We start from the raw sequence: 1,908 nt of genomic DNA on the forward strand, positions 1-1,908 counted from the left end.
ATAAATCGGAAGGAAAAGTCGAAAAGTACCGACTAATGAGGGTTGAGAGCATCTTGGCTTTAGAGAAAGTAGAGATTCTTAGGAAAATTGGGCATATAAATTCCTAAGCATGAAAATAGGCCTTTTTCATGTTCAGATACATTTTTTTTCAAATTCAGGGTTAAATCGAAAAAAAGTAGGTTTTTATTTGTTTAATACATGTGTTTTTGTCTATCTTTGCGTCAAATTTAAATCCGTTACCTAAGAAGTAACGGAAAAACATGGGGTAAAAAAGTATGATTTTAACAAAAGAGAAATCACTAAATGCTGGGCCTATTTATGGGACAGGGGAAGGCGTAGCACACTCAAAACGCTGGTATGTTGCATTAGTTCGTATGCATCATGAAAAGAAGGTTTCCGAGTATTTGAACAAGGTGGGGATTGAGAATTTTGTACCTGTTCAGAAGGAAATCCATCAATGGAGTGATCGCCGTAAATTAGTTGAATCCGTTCTTCTTCCGATGATGGTTTTTGTACACGCTGATCCGAAAGAACGTATGGAAGTCCTGAACTTTACTACTGTGAGCCGCTATATGGTGATGCGCGGTGAGAGCAGTCCTGCTGTTATTCCTGACGACCAGATGGCACGTTTTCGTTTCATGCTTGATTATTCGGATGAAACAATCTGTATGAATAGCTCTCCTTTGGCACGTGGTGAGAAAGTTCAAGTAATTAAAGGACCTCTGCAGGGGCTTGTGGGTGAGCTTGTCAATGTAGATGGTAAAAGTAAGATTGCTGTTCGACTGAACATGCTTGGTTGCGCCTGCGTAGACATGCCGATTGGCTATGTTGAGCCTATAGGTGAAAAAAACTAAGTGGGTAATGACGACTTCCTGTTTACAAGAAAAAATCGATAAACTTCAAAATACTGTTCATGCTCTGCTCCATAAAAGTAATTATATGGCGGGTGTGTATGTTGATGATCTTGCACGACTGAACAACGAAATCCATGAACAGATCAATGATCTGTATCCTTGTCACGGTAAGACTGTTGAGCAGGAAGCTGCTTTGTGTCTGTCTCTTCTGATGGGATATAGTGTGTCTATGTATGCCAATTCAGAGGATGAGGCAAAGAAGAAGACTGTTCTGAGGCGTTCGCAAATGATTCTGAAAAACCAATTGCCTTCACCATTGAAAATTCAGTTACACACAATCTACGATAAACTATTGTCATAGTAAATCTACTTTTTTTGAAAAAAGACTTTATAATTTATTGGGGTATTTAAATTATGAAACACGCATTTGACCGTTTTGTTCAATATTTGCAGAAAAATTATTTTAGTTATTGGATTGTATTAGGAATTGATACGTTCATAGCTTTGATTTGTACCTGGGTGTCATTTATCGGCATTCATTATATAACGGAGACTTCTAAAGAAATCACTTCTCTTTTCCATATTTTAGCGATTTCGGTGATCTCCAGTGTCTTAGGTTCCTTTTTATTCCATACCTACCGTAATACGATCCGCTTTTCCCAGTTGAAGGAATTATGGAGACTTGCCGGAAGTGCACTGATAAAAGCAGTCTGTATTGCAATGGCTATCTGGCTTTTCCTGCCTCAGACGGGACTGCATAATAGTCAGAAAATAGTCTTTGTACTGTTTGATGGTATGCTGACTTTTATTGCCATGGTAGGCTTCCGTATTCAGTTGATTCTGGTTTATGAACTCCTGCTGAATATGCTGAATAAGAAGAATATGCATATTCTGATCTATGGTATTGATGATAAGAGTGTGGCATTGAAAGTTCGGCTAATGAACAGCTCCCACTATAAAGTGGTAGGCTTCTGTATCTACGGAACAGGCGACTCCATCCGGCGTGTGGCTGATCTTCCCGTTTATTCGTTTAAAGATGAAGAGTGCTTTAACA

Annotated in this window: 2 protein-coding genes and 1 pseudogene; all 3 read left to right on the forward strand. The window is 38.8% G+C overall.

The features are described from left to right. Positions 1 to 275: 275 nt before the first annotated feature. Entirely contained in the window at positions 276 to 854 is a 579-nt protein-coding gene (locus tag HMPREF9007_RS00195) for a UpxY family transcription antiterminator (protein ID WP_008763899.1), read from the forward strand. Positions 855 to 861: 7 nt separating this feature from the next. Beyond that, positions 862 to 1,215 carry a UpxZ family transcription anti-terminator antagonist gene (locus tag HMPREF9007_RS00190; protein ID WP_032850859.1) on the forward strand — a complete coding sequence of 118 codons (354 nt, stop codon included), beginning with the start codon at positions 862 to 864 and terminating at the stop codon, positions 1,213 to 1,215. Positions 1,216 to 1,268: 53 nt separating this feature from the next. After that, positions 1,269 to 1,908, forward strand: a pseudogene (locus tag HMPREF9007_RS00185) (polysaccharide biosynthesis protein); the annotation flags it as partial.

It is taken from the genome of Bacteroides sp. 1_1_14 (assembly GCF_000162515.1).
Lineage (GTDB): Bacteria > Bacteroidota > Bacteroidia > Bacteroidales > Bacteroidaceae > Bacteroides > Bacteroides thetaiotaomicron.

Coding starts and splice junctions, on each gene's coding strand:
- HMPREF9007_RS00195 (WP_008763899.1), top strand. CDS start 276: ATGATTTTAACAAAAGAGAAATCACTAAATGCTGGGCCTATTTATGGG.
- HMPREF9007_RS00190 (WP_032850859.1), top strand. CDS start 862: ATGACGACTTCCTGTTTACAAGAAAAAATCGATAAACTTCAAAATACT.